This is a genomic window from Marinobacter sp. JSM 1782161 (genome assembly GCF_011421605.1).
GTDB lineage: Bacteria > Pseudomonadota > Gammaproteobacteria > Pseudomonadales > Oleiphilaceae > Marinobacter_A > Marinobacter_A bohaiensis.
The window spans coordinates 662,193-687,473 of sequence record NZ_WSSA01000003.1; the positions used below are offsets into that span (position 1 = coordinate 662,193).

A 25,281-nucleotide genomic window follows, 5' to 3' on the forward strand; every position below is an offset into this window, starting at 1 on the left:
TTTAGCATTTACCCTGATCTTTTCTCCCCCATTTCCTGTAGTGAGCAGCATTTTTCATGACTGATGGCGCCAGCAACCGCATTTCCAGTGGTTCCAAGTACCGCAGCGAACAGGGATTCTCGGCCATCAAGGACGGCATCAAACGCTCTTCCAACGCCGAGACTCCGGTCTCGCGCAAGCCCAGCTGGTTACGGGCGCGAATGCCCGGCGGCGAGCGTTTCGATGCGGTGCAGCGCAACGTCAAGGAACACCGGCTGAGTACGGTGTGCCAGGAATCCCACTGCCCCAACATCGGGGAATGCTGGAACAACGGCACCGCCACCATCATGGTGATGGGCTCGGTCTGTACCCGCGCCTGCAAGTTCTGCGCGGTGGACACGGGTAACCCCAAAGGTTGGCTGGACCAGGACGAACCGGAAAACACCGCCAAGTCCGTAGAGCTGATGGGCCTGCGCTACATCGTGCTGACATCGGTCGACCGGGACGATCTGGAAGACGGTGGCGCCGCTCACTATGCGGCCTGTGTCAGCGCCATCAAGGCGCGCACACCGCAGGTGGCGGTGGAAGCGCTGACGCCGGATTTCGATGCCGTCGACGCCTATGTGGAGAAAGTGGTGGACTCCGGCCTGGACGTGTTCGCCCAGAACGTGGAAACCGTCGAGCGCCTGACCCACTACGTGCGCGATCCGCGCGCCGGCTACCAGAAAACCCTGAAGGTGCTGGAGCACGCCAAGAAACACCGCCCGGACGTGCTCACCAAAACCAGCATCATGGTCGGCCTGGGAGAAACCGAAGAGGAAATCCTGCAAACCATGGACGACCTGCGCGCCGTGGGTGTGGATATCCTGACCATCGGCCAGTACCTGCGCCCCACCCCGAACCATCTGCCGGTGGAGCGCTACGTCACGCCGGAGGAGTTCAACCGCTATCGGGAGATCGGCCTGGAGAAAGGCTTCATGGAAGTGCCGTCCGGCCCCATGGTCCGCTCCAGCTACCGCGCCGACCGGGTGTTCGAGCAGAACAACCTGGGCCTGGCCATGCCCGCAGTACCGGAAACCCGTGAGCCGAAAGACGACAACCTGATTCCGCTCAAGGCCGTTGAATAGGCAACGCCGTCAGCCCCGTCCCCGTACAGGAAAGCCAGCGCTCATGCGCTGGCTTTCTGCGTTTTAAGTCGGAGACGTCGCTCGGCTAGCTGCCAAACCGCTTCAGGACAGCACGGACCGATCCCGCGTAGCCACCACCGAACAGATTGAGGTGGTTAAGCAGGTGATAGAGGTTGTACAGGGGAATCCGCTCTTCCCAGTCCGGCGCCAGTTCCGAGTGCGCCGCGTAGGCTTCGTAAAACGCTGTTGGCTGACGGCCGAACAGCGTGGTCATGGCCAAGTCGGCTTCCGCCCAGCCGTAATGCGCCGCCGGATCGATCAGCACCGGTTCGCCATCGGGTCCGGCGTGGACGTTGCCGCCCCAGAGGTCGCCGTGGATCAGGCTGGCCGGTTGCACCGGGATCCACTCCGGCAGGCGCGCGGCGATCCGTTCCAGCGACGTCATATCAGCGCTCCCGAGCAGCCCCTGATCCCGCGCCAGACGGCCCTGGTGCAGCAGGCGCGCCTCGCCGAAGAAGGCATGACCGTCGGCCATCCGCGGGTTGGGCTGGGGCGTCAGTCCGCAGAAGTTATCGCAGGAAAAGCCGAAAGCCGTGTCGGTCGTCCGGTGCATTCCAGCCAGTTGCGCCCCCAGTTCCTCGGCAAAGCCGGGGCCCGGTGAGCCGGACAGCCACTCCAGCAGCAGCCCTTCCTCGGCGACCGCCAGCACCCGGGGCACTCGCACCGAATCGCTGGCCAGCATGGCCGCCAGACCGGCCGCTTCGGCCTCGAAAAAGCCGGTCGGCGGCGAACGGTGCCGTTTGAGGAACACCGTGGTGTCGTCCACCAGGGGGACGCGAAAGGCATCGTTGATACAGCCGCCACCGAGTCCCTGCAGATTGGCCGCCTCGGGCAGGCCGGCCTGTTGCAGCAAGGTATCGAGAATCGGGTCAATCGACATCGTGTACGCCTCGTTCACTTCGGGTTGGGCGCGGGAGCGCCTGCGCAGCCGGGCGGTATGCCCGGCATTGATTGCGCCCCGCACGCTTGGCCTGGTAGAGCGCCTGGTCCGCCTGCTGCAACGCCTGCTTCAGCGACAGCTGGCCGTTGGCGGAAAATACCGGTGACAGCCCCGCCGTCAGGGTATGCTGGATCGTACAGCCGCCGTGTCCGGTGGGTTGCCCGGCAAAGTCCTGCCGCATGCGCTCGGCGATGTCCTGCGCCACGTCTTCTGACGGCGCCTGCAGCAGGATGACGAACTCCTCCCCGCCATAACGGATGCACACGTCCGCCGGCCGGCTCACCCGGGACATCAAACTCGCCAGCGCCACCAGCACTCGATCCCCGGCCTCATGGCCGTAGGTGTCGTTCACGTTCTTGAAGTAGTCCAGGTCGATCAGGATCAGGTACACCGGAACCCGCGTCTGCGCGTAGCGTTCCCGGAACGCCTCGTAGGCCGGCACCAGACCGCGCCGATTGGTCAGCCCGGTCAGCGGGTCCTGTTGCGCCAGGCGCAGGGCCAGTCGGCGGTCCCGATCCCAGCCGCTGAGCCGCTCGCCCAGCGCCACCAGCAGCAACAGTGCCTCAAGCACCCCCGCCGCCTGGGCGAAAGCCAGGGACTCCATGCCCCAGGGCAGCCAGCGGGTGGACGCACTGATCACGCTGAGCGTCAGCCCCACCCCGTAAATCACCCAGGCCAGGGCGTACCAGCGAGCATAAACCTGCCCCCGACGATAAGCCATGAAACCCAGCGGCGCCAACAGCACCAACGACACAAGGGAGACATAGGACAACACCAGAACCGGCAGGTAGACACCGGCAAAGCGCAGGACCACGCCCGCCAGCATAACGGCCTGTCCGACGCGAATGAGGCGGTCGATCCATGGGAAGCCCTGGCGGGTAAACAGGAAGCTACGGGAAAACTGGAACGCAGCCGCCGCCATAAGCAGGTAGAGGATGTGAAACCCCTCGTTGTGCCAGAACACCGCCTGCGGCCACAGGTACTGGTAGGCCAGCCCATTCAGCAGCGCCCACATCAGGCCGCTGGCCACCAGGAACAACGCGTAGTGGAAATAGACCCACTGGCGCAGCATCCAGGCCGCCGCCAGCGAGACGAAGACCAACACCAGCAGGGCGCCGTAGTAGAGACCGTAGACGGCATAGGTCTGACGGGACTGGGCGGCGAAAACCGAGGCTTCGGCCAGGTGCAGGTTGAGGCTGACGCTGTCGGGCTTGTCGTTGCTCAGGCGCAGGATCAGATCGGTGTATCCGGCGGCGGGCGTGGCGTGTGCGAAGGCCAACGTACGGTAGGCTTCACTCCGGTTGGCAAAAACCGCGCGGTCGGTCAGCGCCCGCACCTGGCGGGGCCCGCCGTTGTCCGACCAGTGAACCGTCAACCGGTCCAGGTAGGTGGTTTCATGGCTGAGCACCCAACGCACCGGTCGATCGCTGCTGTTGCGCAGTCGCAAGCGGATCCAGAAGGCCTGGTCGCTGATGCCCTGGTTGACGTCTTCGTCCGTCAGTGGTTGGTACGCATCGGGGGAAAGCTGCGCGAGGGGCCGGTCCGTCGACGCTCGCTGAAACATCGCGGGGGCACGGACCAGTTGGTCATGGAGCGAACCGATTTCTATCGCCGCCTCGTTCGCCGGCGCCGCCACAGTCGGAGCCAGCAGGCCCAACACGCACAACACGATCCAGGCGCATCTGCCGGACCACAAGCTGACGACATACAACATGCTGGGGCGAAACACCTCGCGCTCAATCATCCGGTGTGCGCCACACAGCGTGAAATCTCACGGAGGTGAAATGTCACGGGTGGACGGTCCCGGGCTCATACCTTCCCGGCCACAGACAGGACATGGCCGGGCTATTGCCAGAATAGTCTAGCCAAACCGGGCGACACCGCCAGCCCGCCGGCACCATGCGCTCGACCAAGGTCACATTCCGTCGGGACCGGCATAGGGCCTAGAATGGTCGATATCCCCTATTACATGCCACGTCAGGATGGAGACTGCAATGAGACGTGTTGTGATCACCGGTATGGGCATCGTGTCCTGCCTGGGCAACAGCATTGAAGACGTGAACGCCAGCCTGAAGTCGGGCCGTTCCGGTATTCGCTTCAACGAAACCTATCGGGACCAGGGCTTCCGCAGCCAGGTTTCCGGGTCGGTCGACGTCGATACGTCGGTGATCGATCGCAAAGTCCGCCGCTTCATGGGCCAGTCGGCCATGTACAGCTACCTGGCCATGCAGGAGGCGATTGCATCCGCCCAGCTCGACGAGAGCCTGATTTCCAGCGACCGCACCGGCCTGATCGCCGGTTCCGGCGGGGCCTCCTGCTCCAGCCAGGTGGAAGCGGTGGACATCATGCGCGAGCGCGGCGTCAAGCGCATCGGACCGTACATGGTCCCGCGCATCATGACCAGCACCGTGTCCGCGTGCCTGGCCACCGCCTACAAGATCCGTGGTGTGAACTACTCCATGTCCTCCGCCTGCGCGACCAGCGCCCACTGCATCGGCCACGCCATGGAACAGATCCAGGCGGGCAAGCAGGACATCGTCTTCGCCGGCGGCGGCGAGGAAGAGGACTGGACCCTGACCATGCTGTTCGACGCCATGGGCGCCCTGTCCACCAAGTACAACGACGCTCCGGAAACCGCCTCGCGGCCGTTCGACAGCGGTCGTGACGGCTTCATCATCGCCGGCGGCGGCGGCATGCTGGTGGTCGAGGAGCTGGAGCACGCCAAAAAGCGTGGCGCCAACATCATTGCCGAACTGGTCGGCTACGGCGCCACCAGCGACGGCTACGACATGGTCGCGCCCTCCGGCGAAGGCGCCCAGCGCTGCATGAACCAGGCGATGGCCACCGTCGACGGCAAGATCGACTACATCAACGCCCACGGCACCAGTACGCCGGTCGGCGATGTGGCGGAGATGAAGGCGGTGCGCAACACCTTCGGTGAGCACATCCCGGCCATCTCCTCCACCAAGTCCCTGTCCGGCCATTCCCTGGGCGCAGCCGGCGTGCATGAGGCGATCTACTCGCTGCTGATGCTGCAGAACGGCTACATCGCCGGCACCGCCAACTACCACTCACCGGATGCGGAAATTGCTCATATGCCGATTGTCGGCCCTGATGCAAAGTCGGCGCATCTGGATCGGGTCATGTCCAACAGCTTTGGATTCGGCGGCACCAACGCCTCGCTGGTTTTCCAGCGCTTCCAGGACTGAACCGGGTAACATGGGGCGGGAGCCACTCCCGCCCTGCCCCCTTGTCCAGGCGCATCCGTAAGGTTGGCAAAGGCTCCCGTCGCGATTAAGGTGGGAACGGTGACAAGGAATCAGGGTAAGGTTATCCATATGGGCGAACGCATCTCCACACTGCGCGCCTCGGCACTCAAATCCGGCTGCCAGCACTGCAGCCTCAGCAACCTTTGCCTCCCGCTGGCGGTGAGCGATACGGAAATCGAACGCCTGGAGGACATCGTCCAGCAAGGCCGCGCCATCGACCGGGGCAAGCATGTGTTCCGCCAGCGCGATCCCTTTCGCTCCTGCTTTGCGGTGCGCAGCGGTGCCGTGAAGACCTACATCATCTCGGGCTCCGGCGAAGAGCAGATCACCGGCTTCTACCTGCCCGGTGAGATCATCGGTCTGGACAGCATGACTGAGGACGGTTATTCCTGCTCGGCCAAGGCGCTGGAACGCAGCAGCCTGTGCGAGATTCCCTTCGATAAGATGGAAGAGCTGGCCGCCCGCATTCCATCGCTGCAGCACCACTTCTTCCAGTTGATGAGCCGGGAGATCAAGAACGGCCAGAACCTGTCGCTGTTGCTGAGCAAGAACTCCGCCGAGGAGCGAATCGCATCGCTGCTGCTGTCGCTGTCTTCGCGCTTCAGCCGGCGCCGGCTGTCCGCCACACAGCTCTCGCTGCCGATGCCGCGGCACGATATCGCCAATTACCTGGGACTGGCCGTGGAAACGGTGAGCCGGGTGATGACGCGCTTTCACCGCCAGGGGCTGATCGAATCCCACGGCCGGGAAGTCAGCCTGCTCGATATTGCAGGCATTCAGGCCATTGCCCACGGCGGCGCTCAGTAAGCCGCCGCGCCGCTCGCTCCTGCCTCGAATCGTTTACGGCAGCGCCGCTTCGGTGCTTCCGGCCAGCAGCGATGCCTCCTCTTTCAGGCGCGTGCGCCAGGGCTGCTGCTTAATGCCAAAGGTATTGCGGATCTTGATGCAACCCAGAGTGGTGTTTTGCGGCTCCAGTCGCGCCCAGTCGGGAATTTTGTCCACCACGTGCACGGACTCCAGTTCCGGCAACGCGTTAACAATCTCCAGCCCCAACTCGTACTGACTGATTTCCTCGGCGCCGGCGTACTGGTACGTGCCCCAGACCTCGGCCCCGCAGTCGATCTGCAGCACCAACGCGCGAATCACGCGTGCCAGGTCCTTGAGCGCGACCGGCTGGCCTCTGTGGCGGCTGGACAGCTCCAGTTGCGTGGCCCCTTCGGCGGAGGCGGTAATCTTGCGGATAAAGCGCTCCAGGCTCCAGCCAGTGCGCAGGATCAGGTGATGCGGCAGCAGCGTACGCAACCCCTGCTCACATTCCCACTGCCAGTTGCCCAGCTGGCTGAACGGCTGGCCCGGATTGGAGGTGATGTAGGCGCTTTGCTTGCGGCCGTCGAAGACGTAGCAGGTGGTGAGTTGCAGCAGGGCCATCCTGTGGGCGCGAGCGTGTTCCGCAAGGGCCATGGGAATGGAAAAGGTCCACTGGCGAATGGTTTCCGGGTCCGATTCGGCGGCTTCCGGATCGTTATGCCAGAGGGTGTTGACGATCAGGTCGGTTTCCGCGGGAATCCAGTCATCCAGTGCCGCGGCATCCACGTCGTCCGGACTGTTGATCAGTAGCGGGCGTATGGACAGATGCGTGCCCCTGAGGGCTTCGAGCACCAGTCGGCCAAGCGGGCCGTAATCGTGTACAACCAGAACATTCACGCGGGTCTGAACTCTCCGTGCAATTCATCAATTCGGGGCGACTGACCAGAGCATGCCACCAACGGGGTCGCGGACTCAATGACCCGATGGCATGAGTGACAGACGACCGCCGGGCTGCAGCCAATGGCGCGTCGCCGGGTCCCGATAGAATAAGCCATCAGCCGCCGTTGCGCATCACCCGTCAGCCGGGATAGCTGCACCTGCGGTATCAAACACGATTGTAAGGAACCCGCGTCATAATCACCGCGCCGGATCCCTCTCAACCACAGGAACGCCCATGCTCAAACAGCAAAGTCACATCGTCGCGCCCATTCCCGATGCCCTGCGTAACAAGGCCCTGCTCACCGTCGAGGAGTTGCGAGCCCGGGGCAAGGCGGACAAGGCCGCTATCGACGAACTCTACAATCTGATTGTCGAGCTGACCGAGGAAGGCCTGGATTTCTTTTTCCTGGAGCCGCTGCGCCGCCTGCGTGCCAGCAGCATGCTGATGGGCATGGCGAAGATGGGCATCGGCAGCATGCTCAAGGGCAGCAAGATGGTGATCCACAAGGTCCTGAAGAAGCTGGACGATCGCAGCCTGGCCTCCATCCTCGACTTCATCGAGGAAATCATCTGCGAGCCGGAAGAGACCGCCTGACGTCCCCAGGGAGCCCTGATCGCGCCTGAACCGTCCTTGCGCGCTCCGGAAGCCCGAGGTGACTCGGGCGTTAATCAGAGGCGTTAACCAGAGACCACCGGGTTCTCGTAGACCCGCGGCACCCGGGCGGTAACGCCGGTCAACAGCTCGTAGCCGATGGTGCCGGCCCGCTGCGCCACTTCGTCCACAGGCACGCGGGCGCCCCACAACTCCACCCGGTCGCCCGGCCGCGCCTGGGGCGCTGCGGACAGGTCCACCGCCAGCATGTCCATGGAAACCCGGCCCAGCGTGCAAACCCGGGCACCCGCCACCCATACCGGCGTTCCGGTAGGCGCATGACGCGGGTAGCCGTCGCCGTAACCAATGGCCACGATGCCCATGGGCGTGGGCCGCTCGGCGCGCCAGCTTGCGCCATAGCCCACCGCCTCGCCCGGCGCCAGGGTGCGCACGGCGGTGAGCCGCGATTCCAGCGTCATCACCGCGCGCAGGCCCAGTTCGGCCGCGCTTTCCTCGATCATCGGTGTGGCGCCATAAAGCATGATGCCGGGACGGGTCCAATGGAAACGTGGGGCTTCCGGCCGGAAATGACCGGCGGAGTTCGCGGCACTGAACGCCAGCTCGGGATAGCGCGCTGCCAGGTCCGTGAAGAGCGCGTTCTGGTGTGCCGTCATCCCGTCGTTGCGGTCATCGGCGCAGGCATAGTGGGTAACCATGCCCCTGAGAGTAACGCCATCCAGCCCGCGCAGGCGACGCACCCGGTCGTCCACGTCGCCCGGCTCGAATCCCAACCGGTTCATGCCGGTGTTGACCTTGAGCCAGACGGTGACGGTCGATCCGCTGTCCGCCAGGGCGTCGATCTGGTGATCGCTGTGAATCACCGGCTCCAGCCCGAGGGCGTGGCATGTAGCCACATCGGCGTCGTCGTGGAAACCCTGCAGCAGCACCACCGGTTGCTGGATGCCGGCCTCACGCAGCCGCTCCGCCTCCTCCAGCGTTGCCACCGCGTAGCGCTTCGCCATGCCCTCAAGGGCCGAGGCGACCTGCTCCAGTCCGTGACCATAGCCATCGGCCTTGACCACCGCCATGGCTTGGGCATCGCCGGCCAAACGACCGGCCAGCGTGTAGTTGTGGCGCAGGGCCGCCAGATCGATACGTGCGCGGGTGTGCCGTCCCATCCAGCCGTCTCCTAGTAATCGCCGCCGTAATCGCCGTGGGCCAGATCTTCAAACTTGGTGTACTTGCCCAGGAACGCCAGCCGCACGGTGCCGATGGGACCGTTCCGCTGCTTACCGATGATGATCTCGGCGATACCCTTGTCCGGGGTGTCCTCGTTGTAGACCTCGTCCCGGTAGATGAACATGATGACGTCGGCGTCCTGCTCGATCGCACCGGATTCCCGCAGATCCGAGTTGACCGGTCGCTTGTTGGGGCGCTGCTCCAGGCTTCGGTTGAGCTGGGACAACGCCACCACCGGACACTGCAGTTCCTTGGCCAGCGCCTTCAGGGAACGCGAGATCTCGGAGATCTCCGCCGTCCGGCCTTCGGTGTTACCCGGCACCCGCATCAACTGGAGGTAGTCGACCATGATCAGACCGATTTCGCCGTTGTTCTCCCGTGCTACCCGACGCGCCCGCGAGCGCATTTCCGTGGGACTCAGGCCCGGCGTGTCGTCGATATAGAGCGGCTTGTCCTTGAGCAGGCTGACCGCCGAGGTCAGCCGGGGCCAGTCGTCTTCCTCCAGCCGGCCACTGCGCATGCGGGTCTGGTCGATGCGGCCCAGGGAGGACAGCATCCGCATCACGATGGCGTCGGCGGGCATCTCCATACTGAATACCAGGGCCGGCTTCTCACTGCCCAGCAACGCGTTCTCCACCACGTTCATGGAAAACGTGGTCTTACCCATGGACGGCCGGCCGGCGATGATGATCAGGTCGGACGGCTGCATCCCCGACGTCCATTCGTCCAGATCGGAAAAGCCCGTGGTGATACCGGTGATCGCGTCACCGGACTCGAACAGCTCCTCGATCCGGCCCAGCGCCTTGGTCAGGATCGGGTTGATCGACTGGGGACCGCTGCCCTCTTTCGAGCGTGACTCGGCGATCTGGAAAACGTTGCGTTCAGCTTCGTCCAGGAGTTCGTCACTGGTGCGGCCCAGGGGATTGAAAGCGGAGTCGGCGATCTCGCCCGACACTTCGATCAGGCGGCGCAGCACCGCCCGCTCACGCACGATGTTGGCGTACGCCTTGATGTTGGAGGCGCCGGGCGTCTTCTCCGCCAGCTCGGCCAGATAGGTCAGGCCACCGGCGTCCTCAATGTCGCCGGCACGCTCCAGGAATTCGCTGAGGGTGACCACGTCGAGGGGTTCGCCCTCGCCGGCCAGCCGTTCGATGGCGCCGAAAATCAGCCGGTGATCCTGACGATAGAAGTCGGCAGCGGCGATCACTTCGGAAACGGCGTCCCACTTGCTGTTGTCCAGCATGAGACCGCCAAGCACCGCCTGCTCGGCTTCCAGGGAATGGGGAGGCACCTTGATACGGGAGGTATCGGCGTCCTGGACAGTCGCTTTTTCGATGGGATTGGCCATGCTTACCGCGTATTGAAAGACAGGATCCAAAATGGGGTCGTGTCGCCGGAACGTCCTAAGATAACCGGGCACCGGTACCTTCACAAGCCACACGAACCAACAAAAAAGGCCCGGCAGACAGGGATGTCCGCCGGGCCCTTGGCACGGCCGTTATTCAGCCATGCCGGCCGCCACCAGGCCCGGAGGACCCGTTGGCTGCCCCGATCACTCAGCTACAACAGCAACTTTCACTTCAACAGTGACGTCGGTGTGCAGCTGCAGTTCGATGTCGAATTCGCCGATCGCACGGATCGGGCCTTCCGGCATACGAACTTCGCTCTTCTCGACTTCGGTACCGCCAGTGCTGACCGCATCGGCGATATCGCGAACACCGATGGAGCCGAACAGCTTGCCTTCGTCACCCGCCTTGGAGGCGATGGTGAAGGACTGGCCTTCCAGCTTCTCGGCGCGAGCCTGGGCAGCTGCCAGACGCTCGTTGGCGGCTTTTTCCAGCTCGGCGCGACGCGCTTCAAATTCCTTGATATTGGTTTCGGTCGCGGGAACTGCCTTGCCGAACGGCAGCAGGAAGTTACGACCGTAACCCGCCTTAACTTTTACCTTGTCTCCCAGGGAGCCCAGGTTTGCGACTTTCTCGAGCAGAATAACTTCCATCTCGTTAACCTCTTCATGCTTTATTCTGCCGGCCCAGAGGGATTGAAGCGCCCCCTGAAATCCAGCCAGCTATCCACAAACGCCAAAATCAGCAACAGTAACATCAGACTCGGGCTCAGCAGCACCAGGGCAATGTAGAACAACACCAGCCACTGGATACTCATTTTCCGCGCGCCAATCATGCCGTGAATCAGGGCCAGGCCCGCAATCATCAGCGGTACCGCGGCGGCCCAGCCCACCAGGACCGAATTCAGCCCCAGCAGCGGTGCGCCGAACATGACCGCTACGCACAACACGGCAACCGGACGGCTCAGACGCAGTCCGTGGAACTCCGCCCGGAAACCGCCCGGGTTGTAGAGTCCCGACTGCCAGCTTCGCGCCAACAGAGCCACAGCGACGGCAATCAGCAGGTAAGTGCCTGCCATGCTGGCGCTCATGACCTGGGCGACGACGCTTTCGAGCCGTCCACCCAATTCGCCGGCGACCTCCGGGTTGTATTGCTGGTAAAACGCAACACCCGTGGCCACCAGGTCATTGAGCAGCTGCGGAAACAGGGCCGGCAGCAACACACCGGTTGCCAGTGCCAGACCGCTTCCGGTCAGCAGCGTCTTTTCCCAGGAGACGCTGAGGCGCAATACAGACACCATCAGCACCACTTGGATCAAGACGAACAGAGCGGTCGGGTCATTGCCCAACCAGCTCCAGCCCAGAGCCGGCAGCAGCGCCCAGAGCCCGACATTGAGTCCCTGGGAAATGCCCAGTCGGAGAATGACCAGGCCAACAACGGCCGCTCCAATCCAGAAAAGAAGGGGAACCGCGGTGGCAACCGCCGCAACCCCACTCGCCTGCAGGGGACCGCGCATCGCAAACTGTGCCAATGCACGCATGGTCCCGAGTCCTGTTACCGCTTATTTGTCGTGGCTATCGGAATACGGCAGCAGGGCCAGGTAGCGCGCACGTTTGATCGCGGTAGCCAGCTGACGCTGATAGCGTGCCTTGGTGCCGGTGATACGGCTGGGCACGATCTTGCCAGTTTCAGTGATGTAGCTTTTCAGGGTGTCCAGATCCTTGTAATCGATCTCCTTGACACCTTCTGCCGTGAAGCGGCAGAACTTACGACGTCTGAAAAAACGAGCCATGATTTAACTCCTCAACAACCGGTGATGGATTAAGCTTCTTCGCTCTTGGCTTCAGTAGCCGGGCGGCGCTCGCCGGATTCGGAACGACGCGGACGGTCGTCGCCACCGGAACGGCGCTCTTCGCGATTTTCGGAGGCCTTCATCGGCGACGGATCGGTATCGGCGTCGTCACGACGGATAACCAGATCGCGGATGATCGCATCGTTGAAACGGAAGTTGTGAGTCAGCTCGTCGAGCACGTCCTGTGAACATTCAACGTTGAACAGAACGTAGTGAGCCTTGTGGATCTTGTTGATCGGGTAAGCCAGGTGACGGCGGCCCCAGTCTTCAAGACGGTGTACAGCACCACCGGCTTCGGTGATGGTGTTGGTATAACGCTCGATCATCGCGGGCACCTGCTCGCTCTGATCCGGGTGTACCATGATGACGATTTCGTAGTGACGCATGAGTTCTCCCTACGGTTTATACAGCCTCTCCCAGGTCAACCTGAAAGAAGCAAGGAGCTGGTATCGAGTACCAATTTTGATCCGGTATCGGGCTTGTCGGGCTGACGCCAGACAAAAGGACACCGCCCCCGGTTTAGGGGGTGGCGTATTCTAGGCAAGCGTTGGTTATATTGCAAGCAGTTACGCCAGCCGCTGGCGCACCGCTTCGTATAGGCAGACGCCCGTGGCGACGGACACGTTGAGGCTGTCTACCTGGCCGTGCATGGGGATGTGGATCAGGCTGTCGCAGTGTTCACGGGTCAGCCGGCGCATGCCCTTGCCCTCGGCGCCCATCACCAGCGCCACCGAACCGCGGAAATCCGCCTGGTAGACCGTCGCCCGCGCTTCTCCCGCGGTGCCGATCAGCCACACGCCCGCATCCTGCAGGGAACGCATGAAGCGCGCCAGGTTGGTGACCCGCACCAGCGGCACGGATTCGGCGGCACCACAGGCCACCTTGCGCACGGTGGGGTTGAGGGACGCCGACTTGTCCTTGGGCACCACCACCGCCTGGACGCCGGCCGCATCGGCGCTGCGCAGGCAGGCCCCCAGATTGTGTGGGTCGGTGACGCCGTCGAGGATCAGCAGGAACGGCGCGTCCCAGCCGGACAGCGCTGCCAGCAGATCGTCCTCCTGCCACTCCTTCGATGCCGCCACCTGCGCGACGATACCCTGGTGCACACCATCCACCCGACTGTCCAGCTCGCGGCGATGCACTTCCTGCCAGCGCACGCCCAGCTCGTCCAACGCCTGGACAATGCCCTGGGCCCGCTTGTCCTGCCGGCCGGTCTGGATCCAGACCTGCTGCAACCTTGCCGGCTCACGCTTGAGCACGGCATCCACGGCGTGCCAACCAAATACGAATTCCTGCGCCACTGATCAAACCCTTTCTGCTGACAACCTGCTTTCAACCGCCGACCGGCCACGGGCTGCCCGCCATGGGCGGCGGCGAGCCCGTTATGTCATTCCGGGCGTTACTGACCGCCGGACTTCTTCTTGCTTCGCGCTTTGGCGGGCTTTTTGGCGGACGGAGATTTCCGGCCACCGGGTTTGGAGGACGTCTTCTCCGCCTCCCGCGCCGCTTCCTGGGCCAGCATTTCCTTGGCGCTCATCGGCTTGCCGGAACCGGACTTCGGCGATTTGCCGCGACGCGAGGATTTACGCCCGCCATCGCGCTTGCCTTTGCCCTTGTCGCGCCCCTTGCCGGCATCGCCGCCCTTGTCCTGGCGACCGCCCCGCTCGGGCAGCGCATCCCGATCCGCCTTGCGGCGTTGCGGTTTGCTCATCAACTCCAGGTCGATCTTGCGATCTTCCAGGCCGACACGCACGACCTGGACCCGCACGGCATCCCCCAGACGGAAGCTGATGGCGGTACGCTCCCCCACCAGCCGGTGTTTGGCCGCATCGTGGTGGAAGTAATCGCCGCTGAGGGTGGAGACATGCACCAGCCCCTCGATAAAGATGCCTTCCAGCTCCACAAAAAAGCCGAACGGCACGACCGAGGCGATCACGCCGTCGAACTCTTCGCCCACGTGCTCCTTGAGGTATTCGCACTTGAGCCATGCCATCACGTCGCGGGTGGCGTCGTCGGCACGGCGCTCGGTCATGGAGCAATGCTCACCAAGCTGGACCATGCGTGCATGGTCGTAGGGGTACACCGCCAGTTCCTGGTCCCGCTCATCCGGCTGGACCACGGTGCCAGTATCAGCCTGGCCGTGGATGATCGATTTGATGGCCCGGTGCACGATCAAATCCGGGTAGCGCCGGATGGGCGAGGTGAAATGGGCGTAGCTGGCAAAACCCAGGCCGAAGTGACCACTCTCATCCGGACTGTAGACCGCCTGACTCAAGCTGCGCAGCATGACCATCTGGATCACGCTGGCATCGGGCCGATCCCGGACCTGTTCCAACAGCGCCTGAAAATCGGCCGAGGTCGGCTTCTCACCGCCGCCCAGTTGCAGCCCCAGCTCCGCCAGGAACAACCGCAGTGCCGACAGGCGCTCTTCCGCCGGCCCGTCGTGCACCCGGTACAGCGCTGGCACCTTGTGACGCTTGAGGAAGCGCGCGGTGGCGACGTTGGCGCACAGCATGCACTCCTCGACGATCTTGTGGGCGTCGTTACGCGTGACCGGCACGATCTCTTCGATCTTGCGGGACGCGTCGAAGATGATGCGGGTCTCGGTGGTCTCGAAATCGATGGCACCGCGCTCGGTCCGGGCCGCGCGCAACACCTTGTAGAGGGCGTACAGATCATCCAGGTTCGGCGCCACGTGCGCGTACTTGGAACGCAGCTTGCGACCAAGGCCCGACTCCGGACGCTCCAGCATGTCGCTGACCGAGGTGTAGGTCAGCCGTGCCTTGGAATGCATGACAGCCTGGTAGAAGGTGTAGCTGCCGATGCGCCCGTTGGCACTGATGGTCATATCCGCCACCAGGCACAACCGGTCGACTTCCGGATTCAGCGAGCACAGGCCGTTGGAGAGCTTCTCCGGCAGCATCGGCACCACATGATCCGGGAAGTACACCGAGTTCCCGCGGGACAGGGCCTCCTCGTCCAGCGGCGTGCCGGGCCGCACGTAATGGGATACGTCGGCAATCGCCACCAGCAGCCGGAACCCGCCGCGCGGACGACGTTCGCAGAAGATGGCGTCGTCGAAGTCGCGGGCGTCCTCGCCGTCGATGGTGACCAGCGGCAGGTCGCGCAGGTCGACCCGGTTCTGCTTGTCCGGCTCGGTGACCACTTCGGGAATCGCCGCCGCCTGCTTGCCCACGTCGGACGGCCAGGCGTGCGGAATATCGTGGGATCGGATCGCCACCGCGATCTCCATGCCCGGCGCCATGTGATCCCCCAGAACCTCGACGACGCGACCGGTCGCCTTGGTGCGCAGAGTCGGCTGTCGCACTACGTCCACCACCACGTACTGGCCGTGGCGGGCACTGCCGCAATCCTCTTCGGCCACCAGCACATCGTGGCTGACCCGCGGATTCTCGGGCACCACAAACGCAATGCCGCTTTCACGGAACAGGCGACCGACAATCTGCTCGGTGCCGTGCTCCAGCACCTCGACCACCCGACCTTCACGACGGCCACGCTCATCGACGTGATCGACCCGCGCGGCGACCCGGTCACCGTGGAACACCTGGCGCATCTGCCGGGCACTGAGGAACAGATCGCTGCTGCCGTCGTCGGGCACTAGGAAACCGAAACCGTCACGATGCCCCTGCACCCGGCCGGAAATCAGGTCCGCTTCTTCAAGCGGCAGGTAGGCGTTGCGCCGGTTGCAGATCAACTGACCGTCGCGGCACATGGCGATCAGCCGGCGGCGGATGGCTTCGATGCCTTCCTCGCTGGTCTGGCCCAGTTCTTCGCACAGGGTGGGATGAGTGGCGGGAGCGCCGCGCTGACGCAGGTGTTCGAGGATGTATTCGCGGCTCTGCACCGGATTATCATACTTTTGTGCCTCACGTTCGGCGTGAGGATCGTTCTTCGTTCTTTTCTTTGAAACCATTAAATGAATGCCTTAATGCCGGCAGCCAGAAAAATCAGAAATAAAAGGGACTGACTGCGGATTGGATGTGGCCGAAGTATAACCCGCGCCAACGGAGAAACCTAAAAAACGGGAGTTAACAGACTTAAACAATGACGGGGAATATTCGATGCCACTTCCTGGGGAAAGAAGTGGTGCCGAGGAGAGGACTTGAACCTCCACGGGGTTGCCCCCACTAGCACCTGAAGCTAGCGCGTCTACCAATTTCGCCACCTCGGCAGATGACTTGCATTCCGCCTTTCAACCTTGGCCTTGCAGGCTCATGATTTACTTGGCTTTCTGCTGTCGGTGTGGGATGTCCCTCACCAGTGGCGCGTACTTTAATAATTCCCCCTTGCCCTGTCAAACCTTTTTTCCAAAAAAATTCGGAAAACCGAAAAATTCTTTCTGAGGCCCCATGTCCCCGACCGGAGAGCTTGCCCCCCGGCCAGGCACAACACCGCCGGACGGAACGCGGCTACTCACGACGGCTAACTTCTCACAGCGACGAACTAGAAGGTACGCCCCACGATCTCCTTCATGATCTCGTTGGTGCCGGCGTAGATGCGCTGCACGCGGGAATCGGCCCAGGCCCGGGCGATCGGGTATTCCCACATATAGCCGTAGCCGCCGTGCAACTGGACGCATTCGTCCATCACGCGGCACTGCAGGTCCGTGGTCCACTGCTTGAGCATCGCGGCGGTGGGCACATCAAGCTTCTTCTCCAGGTGCAGCTCCAGGCAGCGGTCCACGAACACCCGGGCCGCGGTGATGTCCGCCTTCATTTCCGCCAGTTTGAAGCGGGTGTTCTGGAAGCCGATCACCGGTTTACCGAAGGCCTTGCGCTCTTTGACGTAGTCGCGGGTCCAGTCCCAGGCGGCTTCGGCGGCGGCCACCGCGGTCAGAGCCACCTGCAGGCGCTCGGCGGGCAGCTCCTGCATCAGTTGCATGAACCCCTGCCCTTCGCCGCTGCCCAACAGGTTGCCGACCGGCACCTTGACGTCCTGGAAGAACAGCTCCGAGGTGTCCTGGGCCTTGAGCCCCACCTTCTCCAGGTTCTGGCCACGCTCGAAGCCCTCCCAGGCGGTTTCCACGAGCAACAGACTGGTGCCCTTGGCGCCTTCCTTCGGATCGGTCTTGGCCACCACGATCACCAGGTCCGCCATCTGGCCATTGGTAATGAAGGTCTTGGAGCCGTTCAGGACGTAGTGGTCGCCGTCACGGATGGCGCTGGTCTTGACGCCCTGCAGGTCGGAACCGGCGCCGGGTTCGGTCATGGCGATGGCGCCGATCATCTCACCGCTGGCCAGTTTGGGCAGGTAGGTCCGCTTCTGTTCATCGGTGCCGTAATGCAGGATGTAGGGCGAGACGATGTCCGAATGCAGCGCCCAGCCCAGGCCCGATGTGGTGGCCCGCACGATCTCCTCCATGATCACCGCGCTGTAGCGGAAATCGGCGCCGACACCGCCGTACTCTTCCGGCAGGCAGGGGCACAGGAAGCCCAGCTCGCCGGCCTTGCGCCAGATCTCACGGCTGACCTGGCCGTCTTTCTCCCATTGCGCGTGATACGGCACCGCCTCCTGCTGCAGGAATTTGCGGACCGAGTCCCGGAAGCCCTCCAGATCGGAGTCGAATAACGTGCGTGGAATCATGCTTATCCCCTGTGCTGTCTCGTTGTGGTGTCTTGTTGTTGTGACCCTTGCGGATCAGTCTCCGTCGCGCCGGGGCAGCGCTCAATGATGAAAAGCATCATTCCAGATGGCGAAAACAACCGCGGCGCCAGGGAGGCGCCGCGAAAGGGATCAGGATGCCGGGGCCGCCGTTGCGCGGCCACGCCGGAACCCCGTTAACCGAAATAGTCGGAATAGGTGTTGTAGAAGTGCCGGGCCGCCCGCCCGCTGCGGCCGCCCTTGCCCAGGGCGAAGCGGATCGCCAGCCGGTGCAGCTCCTCCCGGTCTTCCACGTGCGGGAACAGCGCGTCCACCAGATGCAGGTACTCGTCCTGGTTGAACGGGTAAAAGGACAGCCACAGACCAAAGCGATCCGACAGGGACACCTGCTCCTCGATCGCCTCGCCGGGATGCAGCTCACCGTCGACCACTTCCGCCTGCTGGTTGTCCTTCATGTATTCCGGCATCAGGTGGCGGCGGTTGGAGGTGGCGTAGACCTTGATGTTGTCCGGCGGGCTCTCGATGGAACCCTCCATCACGCTCTTCAACGCCTTGTAGGTGCCCTCGCCCCGCTCGAACGACAGGTCGTCGGAGAAGATAATGAAGCGGTAGTCCAGGTCGCGCAGGTCGTCGACGATTTCCGGGAGGTACAGCAGGTCGTCGCGATCGACTTCCACAATGCGCAAGCCGCGCTCGAAATAGGTGTTGAGAATCGCCTTGATCAGCGACGACTTGCCCGTCCCCCGGGCACCCCACAGCAGCGCGTTGTTGGCCGGCAGGCCATCGAGGAAGCGCTCGGTATTGGTGACCAGCGACTGCTTCTGGCGGTCGACTTCCAGCAGTTCGTCCAGCCGCACCGGGTCAATCGCCCGAACGGCACGCAAAGCCTGACGGTGCCGGCGCCAGATGGCCGCCGGCGTGGTTTGCCAATCGATACTCATGATGCTTTCGATTCCTGCGTCGACGCCGGTTACGGGCGTCCGTTGTCCGTTTTACCCGCCAGCTTCCGGGTCACCCGATCCTCGCCCCAGCGGGGCATCAGGTCCTGCGGCAGCCCCAGGTGGTCGAGCAGTCGCGCCACGATGAAGTCCACCAGGTCGGCCACCGATTGCGGGCGGTGGTAGAAACCGGGGCTGGCGGGCATGATCACCGCGCCCATGCGGGTCAGCCGCAGCATGTTCTCCAGATGCACTTCCGAGAACGGCGCCTCGCGCGGCACCAGGATCAGCGGACGGCGCTCCTTCAGGGCTACGTCGCCGGCCCGCTCGATCAGGTTGTTGCTGGCACCGGTGGCCAGCGCCGACAGGGTGCCGGTGCTGCAGGGGCAGATCACCAGCGGGTCGCGGCTGCCCGAGCCCGACGCCGGCGGCGCGAACCAGTCTTCACGCCCGAACACCAGCAACTGATCCGGCTCGGCATCGAACGTCCCGGCCAGATACGCCTGCATCGCGTCCGGCGAGCCGGGCAGGCTCAGCTCGGTTTCGGTGGCGATGACCACCTGGGCCGCCTTGCTGATCATCACATGCACCCGGCAGCCGGCGGCCAGCAGACACTGCAGGAGACGCAGCCCGTACTGGGCACCGGAAGCCCCGGTAAACGCCAGATTAACAGTGGGCCGGGAGGTTGGAGAATCCGCTGCCTTGCCTTCAGTCAAAATGCCGCTCCAGTCTGTCGATCAGTCGGCCATGGATGCCGCCAAATCCGCCGTTGCTCATCACCACCACGTGAGCGGGCGCCGGCAGGTTATCGAGCACCGCGTCAATCAGGCCGTCCAGGGTGGTGTCGGTTACGTGCCGGGCGTCGTCCGCCGGCACCAGCTCGCGCAGCCAGTCCATGTCACTGAGGTTAGCCCAGATTACCCGGTCCGCCTGCTCCGCGCTGGGCAGCAGCGTGTCCCGGTGCACGCCCTGCTGCATGGTGTTCGAGCGGGGCTCGATCAGGGCCACGATGGGCTCGTCGCCGACCTTGTTGCGCAGGCCATCCAGGGTGCTGGCGATGGCCGTCGGGTGGTGGGCGAAATCGTCGTAGACGCGCACACCGTGCACGTCGGCCAGCAGCTCCATCCGACGCTTGACGCCGGAGAAGCGGTTCAGCGCGGCAATGGCATGATCCGGGGTGACGCCCACGTGGCGGGCAGCGGCAATGGCGGCCAGGGCGTTGCGTACGTTGTGCAGACCGGTCAGGGCCCACTTCACGGTCCCCACGGGCTGCTCGTGGTGCACCACCACGAATTCGCTGCCGTCGTCCGCCAGCAGCTCGGCGCGCCAGTTGGCCTGATCCGCCTCGCCGTCGATGGCCGTGGTCTGCAGCGAACTCCAGCACCCCATGGCCAGGGCCGCATCGAGGTGGGTATCGCGCGCCGGCCGGATGATCTGGCCGTTGGACGGCACGGTGCGTACCAGGTGATGAAACTGGCGCTCGATCGCCTCGACGCTGTCGAAGATGTCGGCGTGGTCGAACTCCAGGTTATTGAGGATCAGGGTGTTGGGCCGGTAGTGGACGAACTTGGAGCGCTTGTCGAAAAAGGCGCTGTCGTACTCGTCGGCCTCGATCACGAAGAAATCACTGCCGCCCAGTCGGGCGGAGACGGAAAAATCCTGCGGCACGCCACCCACCAGGTACCCCGGATCGAAACCGGCCTGATCGAGGACGTACAGCAGCATCGACGTGGTGGTGGTCTTGCCGTGGGTGCCGGCCACCGCCAGCACCCAGCGCTTGCGCAGCACCTCGCGGGTCAGCCACTCAGGGCCGGACATGTAGTCGATGCCCCGGTTGAGCACCGCTTCCACCTCCGGATTGCCGCGCGACATGGCGTTGCCGATCAGCACCAGGTCCGGGGCCGGTTTGAGGTTGTCCGGCGAGTAGCCTTCCATCAACCGGATGCCCTGGGCCTCCAACTGAGTGCTCATGGGCGGATAGACGCCCTGGTCGGAACCGGTAACCGTGTGCCCGGCTTCCCGGGCGAGGACCGCGAGGCTGCCCATAAAGGTGCCGCAGATACCGAGGATATGAATGTGCATAGGTTTCCTGAAGCTGGTCCGGGGCGTTGCCGTCAGTCCGCTACACTGAGTAGTCAGAGCATTCGTCGTGCGGGCTTTCATGGCCCGAACGTCGATGATCAACAACCTGCGTGCGCGTCTGCCGGCACCCAATCAAAGGTTGAAGCGTCCAGCATCCACCCGCCGCCGTCAAGCCATCCCGTCGGCAGGACGCCCGGGCACGTGGCATGGCCGCCAAACAGGCGGGAAACTCCCTACGAGACCGTCATGAAAACACCCCGGGTTTCACGTATCATTCGCGCGGAGTGAGCAATCCGCCCCAAATGACCCAATCTGCAGGAGGCGCCAGGAACCATGGCCATCAAGAATGCGTTTTACGCCCAGTCTGGCGGTGTCACCGCCGTGATCAACGCCAGTGCCTGTGGTGTGATCCAGACCGCCCGCAAGCACCCGGAAGCGATCGGTACGGTTTACGCCGGACGCAACGGCATCATCGGGGCTCTCAGGGAAGAGCTGATTGACACCAACGAGGAAAGCGACGAATCCATCGCCGCCCTCATGCACACCCCGGGCGGTGCTTTCGGTTCCTGCCGCTACAAGCTGAAGAATTTCAGCGAGAACAAGCGCGAGTACGAGCGCCTGATCGAGGTGTTCCAGGCTCACAACATCGGCTATTTCTTCTACAACGGCGGTGGCGATTCCCAGGATACCGCGTTCAAGGTATCCCAGCTGGCCGAACGCATGGGTTATCCGATTACCTGCATCGGCGTTCCCAAGACCGTCGATAACGACCTGCCGTTCACCGACTGCTGCCCGGGCTTTGGCTCGGTGGCCAAATACATCGCCACCTCCACCCTGGAAGCGAGCCTGGACATCAAGTCCATGTGCGAATCCTCCACCAAGGTGTTCATCCTGGAAGTCATGGGCCGTCACGCCGGCTGGATCGCGGCCGCCGGTGGCCTGGCGGGCCAAAAAGAAGGGGACGCGCCGCACATCATCCTGTTCCCGGAAGTACCGTTCGACCGTGACGCCTTCCTCAAGCGCGTCGAACACTGCGTGGAGAACTACGGCTACTGCGTGGTGGTCGCCTCCGAGGGGGCCCAATATGAAGACGGCCGATTCCTGGCCGACGCCGGCAGCAAGGATGCCTTCGGCCACACCCAGTTGGGCGGCGTGGCGCCGGCACTTGCCAACATGACCAAGCAGGCCCTGGGCTACAAGTACCACTGGGCGGTGGCGGACTACCTGCAGCGCGCCGCGCGTCACATTGCCTCCGCGACCGACGTGGAGCAGGCCTACGCCGTGGGCAAGGCCGCGGTGGAGATGGCGGTCGCCGGCAAGCAGGCGGTGATGCCGACCATCGTGCGGGAGCAATCGTCCCCGTATCGCTGGCACATCGGCGAGGCGCCGCTGAGCGAAGTCGCCAACCAGGAAAAGAAAATGCCGATCCACTTCATCACCGACGACGGCTTCGGCATCACCCAGGACTGCCGCGAATACCTGCAACCGCTGATCCACGGCGAGAGCTTCCCGCCGTTCGACGACGGCCTGCCCCGCGTCGCCCATATCCAGGGCGTGCTGGCGGAGAAAAAACTGCGCACCGAGTTCGACATCTGATCGATACGGCAAAAACACGAAAGCCGCTCCACGGAGCGGCTTTTTTGTGCGCAGACGGTTTGTTTTCGCGCAGAGCGTCGCGCGCGGACGACCGACCCGGAAACAGGATCAGGTCAGGGACGCCGCCTCACGCTCATGCACGTACGTGGCAAATTCGGTGTAACCGCCGACGTGGGTCTCGCCGATAAAAATCTGCGGAACGGTCTGGACGGGTTTGCCAATCGTCTGCTCGATATCGGCCTTGCTGACCCCCTCTTCGATCATGTTGACGAATTTGAAATCGAAGCCCTTGACCTCACAGAGCTGCTTGGCACGAACGCAGAAACCACAGCTGGGGCGGCCGAATATGGTGATACGATCCATGGACGGACCTCCTGAAAATGAAGCGCCTTGCAAACCGGCGTGACCAAAAAACAGGCAAAGATTGCCAGACGGCCGCGCATTTTCCCATTTGGTGCTGTGAATCACCATCATAGGAATCGCGTATGCGCGGCCGTGCTTACGGTCAGGTATGCAGGCGATTGAGCTGATCTTCCAGAGACACCACCTGGTCACCCAGACTTTCGCCGCTGCCACGCACGCGTTCGGCCAGATCGCGCAGGTCACTGGCGGCATCGCCGATGTTGGTCAGGTTGCGGTTGATTTCCTCGCTGACAGAGCTCTGCTCTTCCGCTGCCGTGGCCACCTGGGTCACGTGCTCCACAATCGTGGCGATGCGGCGCACCACTTCCGCCAGGGATTCGTCCGCCTCGCGGGTCCGGCCCACGGCCGAGGTGGCCCGATCGACACCGCCGCGGATAACGGTCACCGTCTGCTGCACCTCGTTCTGCAGCCCTTCGATCATCTCGCTGATCTCATCGGTGGATTCCCGGGTCTTGGACGCCAGGGTGCGAACCTCATCGGCCACCACCGCAAAACCGCGGCCCTGCTCGCCGGCCCGTGCCGCCTCAATGGCGGCGTTCAGCGCCAGCAGGTTGGTCTGCTCGGCAATGCCCCGGATCACTTCGAGAATGCGGTTGATGTCGTCGCTGCGGCTGGCCACCTGGCCGATGGCACCACTGGCCTCTTCCATATCCGCCGCCAGCTCCTGCACGCCGTTAACGGCGGTGGTCAGGGTCGACTGGGTGCTCTCCACGCCCTCGCTGGCCTCCCGCGCATTGCCGGCAGCGTCGCTGGCAAACGTTGCCACTTCACTGGCGGCGGCGGACATTTCGTTCATCGCCGTCACCACGCTGTCGATCTCGCCGTTCTGACGCGAGGTGTTCTGCTCGGTTTCCACGGCGATCCGGCGTACGTCACTGGCCTGCTCACTGACCGTGCCGTTAATCCGCTTGAGGTCGTTGATCATATCGCGCAGTTTGACCAGGAACGCATTGAAGCCGTCCGCCAGGCCAATCAGCTCGGCGTGGGTATCGATTTCCAGTTCCTGGGTCAGGTCGCCCTCGGCGGAAGCCAGATTGCTCATGCGGTCACGGATCTGGTCCAGCGGACGGGTCACCGAGCGCACCAGGAGCACCAGCAGCCCCAGCGCCACAACCAGCACGATGATGCCGGCGGTCAGCTGGCGTGCGGCGGTGCCGTCCACCTCATCCGCCAACAGGTCGGACACGGTCTTGAGATCCGCCAGCGCCACACTGCGGGGCAGCTCGATGATCATCGACCAGCGGGTGTTGGAGGCATCGATATCGATCGGGAACGCCACGGCGATGTCCTCGCCATTGTCGAACACCGGGGTATCCCGCCTGACCAGGTTGCGATAGGTGTCGGCACGCTCCGGCAAAGCTTCCGCCAGCGGGCGCCCCAGCTCGTCGGTATAGGCGCTGGTGCCGGCGATGAGCCCCTTCTCACTGACCAGCGTGACGCGCGCGGCGCCGTCATAGAGCTTCTGGCTGACCTGGTTCAGGGTTTCCTGGATGGAAGACAGATTGATATCCACACCCACGACACCGCCGAAGTCGCCGTCGCTGAAGATCGGCATGGTCAGGCTGGTCATCATCTCCGAGTAGCCGTCGCTGATCTCGTAACTGTAGGGCTCCATGGTGCACGGTTTGAGGGTTTCCATCGCGCACAGGTACCACTCGGCTTCACGGATGCCAAACTCGTCCTGTTGGTCCAGGTATTTGACGGAAGGATCCTCTTCCCGGCTGAACACAACCTTGCCGTCCTGGTCGCGGTAGTAGTAGATCTCCAGGGTGCCTTCGTCGCTGCTGTGCTGTTCCACGCCGCCGGTGAAGTAACGATCCTGGCCGTCGTAGGCGTCCGGCTCGAAGTTGGCATAGATCGCGCTGAGTTCCGGCTGACCTTCCAGAATCGCACCGGTGGTCTCCGTCAGGTCGCGACGACTCATGCGGGCGGAGTCGGAACCTTCCACGTTACGGTGGATCACCTCACGGAAGGTTTCCGGAATCTTGTACGCCTGGTTGAAGATCGCAGCCACCTGTTCGCCATACTGACCGGCGGTGGCGCGCAGCCGCTCGACGACGATATTCTGGACCAGTTCGCTGGCATCGTCGTTGATGCGGGACTCCATGTCGGACAGTGAGACCTGGGCCGTAATGATCATGCTCAGCCCCATCAGGAGCATCAGGACGATCACCAGGGCATAGAGTTTCAGTTTCAGAGACAGCTTTTTCATGGATATCCCGAATCGATGGCAGTGAAAGCAACCTCCGCTGCGGGAGGCGTTCTATCGGTTCCGGCGGCGCACAGGCTCGCCCGGTTCAGCGTCGCAAGACCGGAGGCAGCGTATCCAGGCTGGCCGGGGGACAAACGTTCCGTGTTTGACTCGGGAAGGGCACCAACGCACCCTGACGTTCCCGTTTTCGGACACTGATGGTTATAACTATCGGCACGGCTATCGTTTTCTTGACCATGCGCGGCTAAGGAGTTGATC

At 63.3% G+C, this 25,281-nt stretch carries 22 protein-coding genes and 1 tRNA gene; 5 read left to right on the plus strand and 18 right to left on the minus strand.

The features are described 5' to 3' along the window. The first annotated feature begins 56 nt into the window (after nucleotides 1-56). Entirely contained in the window at nucleotides 57-1,106 is a 1,050-nt protein-coding gene (gene lipA / locus GQB00_RS15880) for a lipoyl synthase (RefSeq protein ID WP_111497380.1), read from the plus strand. A gap of 85 nt (nucleotides 1,107-1,191) precedes the next feature. Here the strand turns inward: lipA and GQB00_RS15885 are convergent, their stop codons facing one another. Further along, on the minus strand, nucleotides 1,192-2,046 hold the full coding sequence (locus GQB00_RS15885) for a fructosamine kinase family protein (RefSeq protein WP_165857034.1): 855 nt from the start codon (nucleotides 2,044-2,046) through the stop codon (nucleotides 1,192-1,194). Further along, the gene (locus GQB00_RS15890; protein ID WP_207950813.1) at nucleotides 2,036-3,670 is read right to left on the minus strand and encodes a diguanylate cyclase; all 1,635 of its coding nucleotides are present in this window, start codon (nucleotides 3,668-3,670) and stop codon (nucleotides 2,036-2,038) included. Before GQB00_RS15890 ends, GQB00_RS15885 begins: the two co-directional genes overlap by 11 nt. Before the next feature lie 430 nt (nucleotides 3,671-4,100). Between GQB00_RS15890 and fabB the strand changes: the two genes are divergently transcribed. Both fabB and fnr read left to right on the plus strand, forming a co-directional pair. Beyond that, nucleotides 4,101-5,315 (plus strand): beta-ketoacyl-ACP synthase I, encoded by a 1,215-nt coding sequence (fabB, locus tag GQB00_RS15895; RefSeq protein WP_111497378.1) that lies wholly within the window; start codon nucleotides 4,101-4,103, stop codon nucleotides 5,313-5,315. Between the two features lie 129 nt (nucleotides 5,316-5,444). Then, nucleotides 5,445-6,182 (plus strand): fumarate/nitrate reduction transcriptional regulator Fnr, encoded by a 738-nt coding sequence (gene fnr, locus GQB00_RS15900; protein WP_165857127.1) that lies wholly within the window; start codon nucleotides 5,445-5,447, stop codon nucleotides 6,180-6,182. A 33-nt stretch (nucleotides 6,183-6,215) separates the two neighbouring features. Here fnr and GQB00_RS15905 read toward each other — a convergent pair whose 3' ends face one another. Continuing rightward, nucleotides 6,216-7,079 carry a sugar nucleotide-binding protein gene (locus GQB00_RS15905; protein ID WP_111497376.1) on the minus strand — a complete coding sequence of 288 codons (864 nt, stop codon included), beginning with the start codon at nucleotides 7,077-7,079 and terminating at the stop codon, nucleotides 6,216-6,218. A 277-nt stretch (nucleotides 7,080-7,356) separates the two neighbouring features. On the opposite strand from GQB00_RS15905, the gene GQB00_RS15910 reads away from it, so the two are divergent. Then, a complete protein-coding gene (locus GQB00_RS15910; RefSeq protein ID WP_165857035.1) occupies nucleotides 7,357-7,716 on the plus strand; it encodes a hypothetical protein in 360 nt (119 codons plus the stop codon). 83 nt (nucleotides 7,717-7,799) lie between these two features. Here the strand turns inward: GQB00_RS15910 and alr are convergent, their stop codons facing one another. The 13 genes from alr to mpl form a co-directional block, all read right to left on the minus strand. Beyond that, nucleotides 7,800-8,891: an alanine racemase gene (gene alr, locus GQB00_RS15915; protein ID WP_165857036.1), complete on the minus strand. Its 1,092-nt coding sequence runs from the start codon at nucleotides 8,889-8,891 to the stop codon at nucleotides 7,800-7,802. Nucleotides 8,892-8,902: 11 nt separating this feature from the next. Next, nucleotides 8,903-10,300 carry a replicative DNA helicase gene (dnaB, locus tag GQB00_RS15920; RefSeq protein WP_111497373.1) on the minus strand — a complete coding sequence of 466 codons (1,398 nt, stop codon included), beginning with the start codon at nucleotides 10,298-10,300 and terminating at the stop codon, nucleotides 8,903-8,905. Between the two features lie 204 nt (nucleotides 10,301-10,504). Continuing rightward, nucleotides 10,505-10,951 carry a 50S ribosomal protein L9 gene (gene rplI, locus GQB00_RS15925; RefSeq protein WP_111497372.1) on the minus strand — a complete coding sequence of 149 codons (447 nt, stop codon included), beginning with the start codon at nucleotides 10,949-10,951 and terminating at the stop codon, nucleotides 10,505-10,507. A gap of 20 nt (nucleotides 10,952-10,971) precedes the next feature. After that, complete coding sequence (locus tag GQB00_RS15930; RefSeq protein WP_165857037.1) at nucleotides 10,972-11,838, minus strand: hypothetical protein; 867 nt, start codon at nucleotides 11,836-11,838, stop codon at nucleotides 10,972-10,974. Nucleotides 11,839-11,859: 21 nt separating this feature from the next. Next, on the minus strand, nucleotides 11,860-12,090 hold the full coding sequence (gene rpsR / locus GQB00_RS15935) for a 30S ribosomal protein S18 (RefSeq protein WP_111497370.1): 231 nt from the start codon (nucleotides 12,088-12,090) through the stop codon (nucleotides 11,860-11,862). A gap of 29 nt (nucleotides 12,091-12,119) precedes the next feature. Then, complete coding sequence (rpsF, locus tag GQB00_RS15940; RefSeq protein ID WP_111497369.1) at nucleotides 12,120-12,536, minus strand: 30S ribosomal protein S6; 417 nt, start codon at nucleotides 12,534-12,536, stop codon at nucleotides 12,120-12,122. A 180-nt stretch (nucleotides 12,537-12,716) separates the two neighbouring features. Next, nucleotides 12,717-13,451 (minus strand): 23S rRNA (guanosine(2251)-2'-O)-methyltransferase RlmB, encoded by a 735-nt coding sequence (gene rlmB / locus GQB00_RS15945; protein WP_165857038.1) that lies wholly within the window; start codon nucleotides 13,449-13,451, stop codon nucleotides 12,717-12,719. 98 nt (nucleotides 13,452-13,549) lie between these two features. Beyond that, nucleotides 13,550-16,084 (minus strand): ribonuclease R, encoded by a 2,535-nt coding sequence (gene rnr / locus GQB00_RS15950; RefSeq protein ID WP_165857039.1) that lies wholly within the window; start codon nucleotides 16,082-16,084, stop codon nucleotides 13,550-13,552. 171 nt (nucleotides 16,085-16,255) lie between these two features. Beyond that, nucleotides 16,256-16,342: transfer RNA gene (locus tag GQB00_RS15955), tRNA-Leu, on the minus strand. A 272-nt stretch (nucleotides 16,343-16,614) separates the two neighbouring features. After that, nucleotides 16,615-17,754: an acyl-CoA dehydrogenase family protein gene (locus GQB00_RS15960; RefSeq protein ID WP_165857040.1), complete on the minus strand. Its 1,140-nt coding sequence runs from the start codon at nucleotides 17,752-17,754 to the stop codon at nucleotides 16,615-16,617. A 194-nt stretch (nucleotides 17,755-17,948) separates the two neighbouring features. Beyond that, on the minus strand, nucleotides 17,949-18,713 hold the full coding sequence (locus tag GQB00_RS15965; protein ID WP_204355846.1) for an ATP-binding protein: 765 nt from the start codon (nucleotides 18,711-18,713) through the stop codon (nucleotides 17,949-17,951). A gap of 29 nt (nucleotides 18,714-18,742) precedes the next feature. Next, nucleotides 18,743-19,426 (minus strand): flavin prenyltransferase UbiX, encoded by a 684-nt coding sequence (locus GQB00_RS15970; RefSeq protein ID WP_207950814.1) that lies wholly within the window; start codon nucleotides 19,424-19,426, stop codon nucleotides 18,743-18,745. Continuing rightward, nucleotides 19,419-20,792 (minus strand): UDP-N-acetylmuramate:L-alanyl-gamma-D-glutamyl-meso-diaminopimelate ligase, encoded by a 1,374-nt coding sequence (gene mpl, locus GQB00_RS15975; RefSeq protein WP_165857041.1) that lies wholly within the window; start codon nucleotides 20,790-20,792, stop codon nucleotides 19,419-19,421. Before mpl ends, GQB00_RS15970 begins: the two co-directional genes overlap by 8 nt. 333 nt (nucleotides 20,793-21,125) lie before the next feature. On the opposite strand from mpl, the gene GQB00_RS15980 reads away from it, so the two are divergent. Beyond that, the gene (locus tag GQB00_RS15980) at nucleotides 21,126-22,388 is read left to right on the plus strand and encodes a 6-phosphofructokinase (protein WP_111497362.1); all 1,263 of its coding nucleotides are present in this window, start codon (nucleotides 21,126-21,128) and stop codon (nucleotides 22,386-22,388) included. 108 nt (nucleotides 22,389-22,496) lie between these two features. Here GQB00_RS15980 and GQB00_RS15985 read toward each other — a convergent pair whose 3' ends face one another. Both GQB00_RS15985 and GQB00_RS15990 read right to left on the minus strand, forming a co-directional pair. Continuing rightward, the gene (locus GQB00_RS15985; protein ID WP_111497361.1) at nucleotides 22,497-22,751 is read right to left on the minus strand and encodes a GrxA family glutaredoxin; all 255 of its coding nucleotides are present in this window, start codon (nucleotides 22,749-22,751) and stop codon (nucleotides 22,497-22,499) included. Between the two features lie 142 nt (nucleotides 22,752-22,893). After that, a complete protein-coding gene (locus GQB00_RS15990) occupies nucleotides 22,894-25,023 on the minus strand; it encodes a methyl-accepting chemotaxis protein (RefSeq protein ID WP_165857042.1) in 2,130 nt (709 codons plus the stop codon). Nucleotides 25,024-25,281: the final 258 nt, after the last annotated feature.

Coding starts and splice junctions, on each gene's coding strand:
- lipA (WP_111497380.1), top strand. CDS start 57: ATGACTGATGGCGCCAGCAACCGCATTTCCAGTGGTTCCAAGTACCGC.
- GQB00_RS15885 (WP_165857034.1), bottom strand. CDS start 2,046: ATGTCGATTGACCCGATTCTCGATACCTTGCTGCAACAGGCCGGCCTG.
- GQB00_RS15890 (WP_207950813.1), bottom strand. CDS start 3,670: ATGTTTCAGCGAGCGTCGACGGACCGGCCCCTCGCGCAGCTTTCCCCC.
- fabB (WP_111497378.1), top strand. CDS start 4,101: ATGAGACGTGTTGTGATCACCGGTATGGGCATCGTGTCCTGCCTGGGC.
- fnr (WP_165857127.1), top strand. CDS start 5,445: ATGGGCGAACGCATCTCCACACTGCGCGCCTCGGCACTCAAATCCGGC.
- GQB00_RS15910 (WP_165857035.1), top strand. CDS start 7,357: ATGCTCAAACAGCAAAGTCACATCGTCGCGCCCATTCCCGATGCCCTG.
- alr (WP_165857036.1), bottom strand. CDS start 8,891: ATGGGACGGCACACCCGCGCACGTATCGATCTGGCGGCCCTGCGCCAC.
- dnaB (WP_111497373.1), bottom strand. CDS start 10,300: ATGGCCAATCCCATCGAAAAAGCGACTGTCCAGGACGCCGATACCTCC.
- rplI (WP_111497372.1), bottom strand. CDS start 10,951: ATGGAAGTTATTCTGCTCGAGAAAGTCGCAAACCTGGGCTCCCTGGGA.
- GQB00_RS15930 (WP_165857037.1), bottom strand. CDS start 11,838: ATGCGTGCATTGGCACAGTTTGCGATGCGCGGTCCCCTGCAGGCGAGT.
- rpsR (WP_111497370.1), bottom strand. CDS start 12,090: ATGGCTCGTTTTTTCAGACGTCGTAAGTTCTGCCGCTTCACGGCAGAA.
- rpsF (WP_111497369.1), bottom strand. CDS start 12,536: ATGCGTCACTACGAAATCGTCATCATGGTACACCCGGATCAGAGCGAG.
- rnr (WP_165857039.1), bottom strand. CDS start 16,084: ATGGTTTCAAAGAAAAGAACGAAGAACGATCCTCACGCCGAACGTGAG.
- GQB00_RS15960 (WP_165857040.1), bottom strand. CDS start 17,754: ATGATTCCACGCACGTTATTCGACTCCGATCTGGAGGGCTTCCGGGAC.
- GQB00_RS15965 (WP_204355846.1), bottom strand. CDS start 18,713: ATGAGTATCGATTGGCAAACCACGCCGGCGGCCATCTGGCGCCGGCAC.
- mpl (WP_165857041.1), bottom strand. CDS start 20,792: ATGCACATTCATATCCTCGGTATCTGCGGCACCTTTATGGGCAGCCTC.
- GQB00_RS15980 (WP_111497362.1), top strand. CDS start 21,126: ATGGCCATCAAGAATGCGTTTTACGCCCAGTCTGGCGGTGTCACCGCC.
- GQB00_RS15985 (WP_111497361.1), bottom strand. CDS start 22,751: ATGGATCGTATCACCATATTCGGCCGCCCCAGCTGTGGTTTCTGCGTT.
- GQB00_RS15990 (WP_165857042.1), bottom strand. CDS start 25,023: ATGAAAAAGCTGTCTCTGAAACTGAAACTCTATGCCCTGGTGATCGTC.